5 protein-coding genes are annotated in these 4,430 nt (G+C 42.0%); 4 read left to right on the top strand and 1 reads right to left on the bottom strand.

Translation table 11 applies throughout. The features are described 5' to 3' along the window. Positions 1 to 235 precede the first annotated feature (235 nt). Positions 236 to 787 carry a PadR family transcriptional regulator gene (locus LC574_RS28315; RefSeq protein WP_229456988.1) on the bottom strand — a complete coding sequence of 184 codons (552 nt, stop codon included), beginning with the start codon at positions 785 to 787 and terminating at the stop codon, positions 236 to 238. A gap of 95 nt (positions 788 to 882) precedes the next feature. Between LC574_RS28315 and LC574_RS28320 the strand changes: the two genes are divergently transcribed. The 4 genes from LC574_RS28320 to LC574_RS28335 form a co-directional block, all read left to right on the top strand. Continuing rightward, the gene (locus tag LC574_RS28320; protein WP_229456989.1) at positions 883 to 2,070 is read left to right on the top strand and encodes an ABC exporter membrane fusion protein; all 1,188 of its coding nucleotides are present in this window, start codon (positions 883 to 885) and stop codon (positions 2,068 to 2,070) included. Between the two features lie 10 nt (positions 2,071 to 2,080). Next, positions 2,081 to 3,283 carry an ABC transporter permease DevC gene (devC, locus tag LC574_RS28325; protein ID WP_229456990.1) on the top strand — a complete coding sequence of 401 codons (1,203 nt, stop codon included), beginning with the start codon at positions 2,081 to 2,083 and terminating at the stop codon, positions 3,281 to 3,283. A gap of 9 nt (positions 3,284 to 3,292) precedes the next feature. After that, entirely contained in the window at positions 3,293 to 3,775 is a 483-nt protein-coding gene (locus LC574_RS28330) for an ATP-binding cassette domain-containing protein (RefSeq protein WP_368736747.1), read from the top strand. Positions 3,776 to 3,906: 131 nt separating this feature from the next. After that, on the top strand, positions 3,907 to 4,430 hold a 524-nt coding region (locus LC574_RS28335), incomplete at its 3' end, for a transposase (protein WP_229456991.1).

Here is a 4,430-nt window from a genome sequence, read left to right on the forward strand (position 1 = left end):
AACTTCTAAACTTAAAAGAAGTGTTACTATATCTAGCATGGGCGTTCTGTAGACTGGAAGTTGTCGTTGTGGTAAACAACAACTTTACTACAGAACGCCCTATTTATTTTTGGCGAAGGTATTGTTATAGTCTTGGTGTTATCAAAGCCATTCGGGCTCACAATGGAACTATTGGTCCCAGCGAGCTTACCCTTGTTGAAAGATCAAAGGAACTTATATCTGCTTTTCCGCCGACTTACTTGTACTCTGGGAGAGCAGTAATTAACTGAAGGGCTTCGTCACACCATGCCGCCCAATCTTGGTGATAGCGAATTGCACGGCGAATAATCAAATGCATATACACATCCCTAAGTGCCAAGGATTCTAAATTATGGGAAAACTGTTCGTCAAGTTTTTGTATCTGTTGCACCTTTTCGAGATGGAGTTGTCGCCGTCGTTCAATTTCGCACACAATTACCTCTATATCAATAAGATGTCCAGCAAGTCCTATTACACCTAAATCTTCACGAATTGTAGCTGGTTCAGTAGGTTTCATTAACCAGTTAGTTAGTTCTTTGTGGCCTTGTGGGGTGAGAGAGTAGATTTTCTTATCCAGCCGTCCCGGTTGCGGAATCGCTTCATAGGTAACATTGCCCTGTTGCTCAAGTTTGCCTAGCTCAACATAGACTTGCTGCAGGCTAGCCCTCCAAAAACAACTCCCAAAGCCTTCATCAAGTTCTTTGGCAACTTCATAGCCACTCAGAGGTTGACGGGAAAGAAAAGCTAGAATCGCGTGCTTGAGAGCCATAAAAAAGACTTGACGTAATCAACAATTTTAATATACAATAAATTTTATTAAAAAAATTGAATACAAAAAAACAGCCCAATTATTGGTGATTAATTATGGTGGCTTCTGAAATAGGGGTAAAATTGCGCCATCCACGTCGGATTACCGTTGTCATTGCTGGTTTTGTGATGCTGATAGCGGGTGTAGTTTTGTATCACACAATTAAAAGTCATCCAACTCAGCCAACAATATCGACTATTAAACCTACTATTAGAACCATCTCAGCGCTAGGACGATTGGAGCCAGATGGTGAAGTTGTGAATGTTTTTGCGCCTACATCCACTGATGGTGCGAGAGTAGATAGCCTGAAAGTCGATCACGGTCAGTTCATTCGTAAGGGACAGATAATTGCCATCTTAGATACATATGCGCGTCGTCAAGCAGTCCTGGAAGAAGCACAACAGCAAGTTGTGGTTGCCCAAAATCGTCTAAAGCAGGTTGAAGCTGGCGCAAAGTTGGGGCAAATTCAAGCACAGAAACAGGTTGTGGATCGGCTACAGGCGGAGTTGGTAACGGAAACAGCAGCGCAAGAAGCGACGCTCGCTCGTGTGAAAGCAGAATTACAGAATGCGGAACTAGAAGCTCGACGCTATCAGCAACTCTACATAGAGGGAGCCGTCTCTGCTTCCTTGCGAGATACTAAGCAATTACAGGCAGATACCGTTAGCGATAGCTTAAACGAAGCCCGTGCATCTTTAAGCAGGATTATTCTGTCACGCCAAAAGCAGATTGCAGAAGCGAAGGCGACGCTGAACCAGATTGCAGAAGTGCGTCCTGTGGATGTAGAAGTGGCGGGATCGCAAGTTTCCCAAGCACAGGCTGGGGTAGGAAGGGCAAAGGCAGAATTAGATTTAGCAGTTGTGCGATCGCCCCAAAATGGACAAGTCTTAAAGATTCATACCCGACCAGGAGAACTGGTAGCTAATAAAGGCATTATTAGCTTGGGACAGACTCAAAAAATGGTTGCGGTAGCAGAAGTTTATGAACTGGATATTAGCCGAGTTCGGGTCGGTCAATCTGCAACTATCACCAGTAAGAATAATGCCTTTGCAGATGTGTTACACGGCAAGGTGTTTGAAGTTGGGCTAGAAGTCGGTAAAAAGGATGTGTTAAACACCGATCCAGCAGCGCAATTTGATGCGCGAGTTGTGGAAGTGAAAGTCCATTTGGATCCAAAATCTAGCCGCCAAGTTGCTGGTTTGACCAACTTAAGCGTTCAGATGGAAATCAATGTCCAATCTTGAGGAAGTCATGATGACGACAATTATCCATCCTCAGCCTGTATCTAATAAAGCCAAGAAAAAGAAAAAACCCCTTTTTCTATCGTGGTTGCAGTTGCGGAAAGAGCCATCGCGCTTGATGGTTGCGATCGCGGGGATTAGCTTTGCCAATGTACTGATGTTTCTGCAATTGGGTTTTAGAGGAGCCTTATTTAGCAGTGCAGTGGAATTTCACCATAGTTTGAATGGCGAAATCGTGATGTTGAGTGGCCGCTACCGATCGCTCATTTCCCTAGATCGCTTTACTGAAAGACGATTATATCAAACACTAGGAGTAGATGGTGTGCAATCGGTAAGTCCGATTTATCTCGATTTCATTCAGTGGCGCAATCCTTACAACAAAGAAATTTGGAACATTTTTGCGATCGGTATTAATCCAGAACATCAGGTAATGAACTTATCGGGTGTGCAAGCCTACCGTAAACAACTGAGTGAACCGGATACAGCTTTATTTGATGCAGGTTCCCGTCATGAATTTGGGGCGATTGGGCAATACTTGCAAGCAGGTGAGCAAATTTCCACCGAGATCAATCAACGGCAAATTCGCATTCGGGGATTATTTCAACTTAGTCCGACCTTTGGGATAAATTCTTATTTAGTCACCAGTGATATCAACTTCTTACGCATGGCGACATCCCGCCAATCAGGATTAATTGATGTGGGGGTAATTAAGCTCAAGCCTGGTGCTGATGTGAAACAAGTTCTGGCAAATTTGCGATCACGCTTACCTGATGATATCAAAGTCTTAACCAGAGAAGATTACGCCAAAGCTGAAGTTGCTTTCTGGAATGCCAGTACACCAATTGGTTATACCTTCGATTTAGGAGTGGTCATTGCCTTTATCGTTGGAGCCGTAATTGTTTATCAAATTCTCTACAGCGATGTCACTGAACATTTATCAGAATACGCCACCCTCAAGGCGATGGGATTTCGCGATCAATACTTACTAGTTCTTGTATTCCAAGAATCACTAATTATAGCAATATTGGGCTTTATTCCTGGCATCTTCATTGCTTTAACAATTTATCAAATTACTCATATTGCAACCCTGTTACCAATGGCTATGAATGTAGGACGGGTCGTATTCGTTCTCATCCTGACAACAATCATGTGTTCTTTTTCTGCTGCCATAGCAGTGCGTAAATTACAGACGGCAGATCCCGCCGATATTTTTTAGGAGTTGATAATGACCCAATTACTTTCACTGGAGACAGTTTCGAGCGAACATCCTTTACCAGAACCAGCCATTACCATTTCCCATCTTAATCACTACTTTGGTCATGGTTCTCTTCGCAAACAGGTGTTATTTGATGTAAATTTGCAAATTGATAGCGGTGAAATCGTCATTTTGACAGGTCCATCAGGTTCTGGGAAAACTACACTGCTAACATTAATGGGAAGTCTACGTTCCGCCCAAGAAGGGAGTCTCAAAGTTCTAGAACATGAATTGCTCAACGCTGATAAAGAACAGATGACTCTGCTTCGTCGCCATATAGGTTACATTTTTCAAGCACATAACCTGCTGGGCTTTCTGAATGTCTATCAAAATGTGGAAATGGCTTTAGAAATGCAAGATGTTACAGCCGAAGAAGCTGATAGCCGGATTAAACACATTCTGACATTAGTTGGGCTAGAAGAGCGCATTCATTACTATCCTAGGGTCTGCTGAAAAAGAAAGAAAAGCTTACATTCTCAGATCATCAGACCAAAGAAATATATTCAGGTGCAAGATAAGAGGCTAAAATAGCCCAAAATCCTTGCATCTACGTGACTAGCACTCCTCGTGCCTTATTAGTACATATGTATCGAAAACAGGGGCAACCTCCAGTCTCAGCAGAAAATTTTGGACTTCCGTTTGAAGGTAAATTGTCATCAGATAATCGTTGGATTATTCTGGCGAATTTAATACTCTGGGCAGAATTTGAAGAGGAATATTCATCCGGATTCTCTATAGAGATGGGAGCGCCAGCAAAGTCGTTTCGGATGGCATTAGGGGCATTAATAATCAAAGAAAAACTAGGAATAAGTGATAGAGAGACAATAGAACAAATCAAGGAAAATCCTTATCTACAGTACTTCATAGGGATGTCATCTTATATTAATGAAGCTCCATTTGATGCATCTATGTTAGTCCATTTTCGTGAAAGAATTAGTGCAGACTTAGTAAACAAAGTGAATCAAGAAACTGTTAAGAGGAATGTATTTTTAGACCATATTAGTTGGGATAATTTTAATGAATCAGCGAACCTAAAGTCACAAGTAGAAGCATATAAAAATTATACTGGCTATTATCCAGAATCGGTTCATGTAGATAAAATTTATCG

The sequence above is a fragment of the Nostoc sp. CHAB 5715 genome (genome assembly GCF_020829685.1).
Classification (GTDB): Bacteria; Cyanobacteriota; Cyanobacteriia; order Cyanobacteriales; family Nostocaceae; genus Nostoc.

Excerpts from the sequence above, each read along its gene's own strand:
- LC574_RS28315 (WP_229456988.1), bottom strand. The coding sequence starts at position 787 with ATGGCTCTCAAGCACGCGATTCTAGCTTTTCTTTCCCGTCAACCTCTG.
- LC574_RS28320 (WP_229456989.1), top strand. The coding sequence starts at position 883 with ATGGTGGCTTCTGAAATAGGGGTAAAATTGCGCCATCCACGTCGGATT.
- devC (WP_229456990.1), top strand. The coding sequence starts at position 2,081 with ATGACGACAATTATCCATCCTCAGCCTGTATCTAATAAAGCCAAGAAA.
- LC574_RS28330 (WP_368736747.1), top strand. The coding sequence starts at position 3,293 with ATGACCCAATTACTTTCACTGGAGACAGTTTCGAGCGAACATCCTTTA.